Raw genomic sequence first — 776 nt, 5'->3', positions numbered from 1 at the left:
GGCACCTGGACGTCCTGGGCGGGCAGGACCAGCTGACGCGGCCGGCCGTCGACCGCGGGATAGACCGTCCGCAGCGCCTCGTGCCGGCCGACCACGTCACCGATCGCCGCGCGGAGCGCCTCGACGTCCACCGATCCGTGCAGGCGGAACGCGAACGGGCTGTTGTACGTGGCGGAAGCGCCTTCGAGCTGGTCGAGGAACCACAGCCGCTGCTGGGCGAACGACAGCGGCAGCACCTCCGGACGCTCACCCGCCACCAACGCCGGACGCGCCGGGCGGCCCTCCTTGAGCTTCTCGGCGACGCCGACGACCGTGGAGGCGTCGAACAGGTCGCGGATCCCGAGTTCGGCGCCGAAGGTGCCGCGGATCCGGCTGATCAGCCGGGCCGCGAGGAGCGAGTGCCCGCCCAGCGCGAAGAAGTCGTCGTCGATCCCCACCGACGGCAGGCCCAGCAGCTCCGCGAAGATGCCGCAGAGCAGTTCCTCCTGCACCGAGCGCGGTGCGCGTCCGCTCGGCTCGACGGCGGTGGCGGCAGGTGCGGGCAACGCGCGCTGGTCCAGCTTGCCGTTCGGCGTGATCGGCAGCGCCTCCAGCACCACCACCGCCGACGGCACCATGTGCCGCGGCAGACGCTTGACCAGGAAGTGACGCAGTTCCGCCGCGTCCACGTTCCGACCGTTCACCGGGACGACGTAGCCGACCAGGCGCTTGTCGCCCGGCCGGTCTTCCCGTGCCACGACCGCGGCCTGCGCCACCGCCTCGTGCGCCAACAGCAC

General features: G+C 72.7%; 1 protein-coding gene. It reads right to left on the bottom strand.

The genetic code is table 11. From position 1 onward, the window contains the following. On the bottom strand, positions 1 to 776 hold a 776-nt coding region (locus AE652_RS20785), incomplete at both ends, for a condensation domain-containing protein (RefSeq protein ID WP_049653724.1).

The organism is Kitasatospora sp. MY 5-36, from assembly GCF_001182915.1.
Classification (GTDB): Bacteria; Actinomycetota; Actinomycetes; order Streptomycetales; family Streptomycetaceae; genus Kitasatospora.
This window is presented reverse-complemented; position numbering and strand designations above follow the sequence as displayed.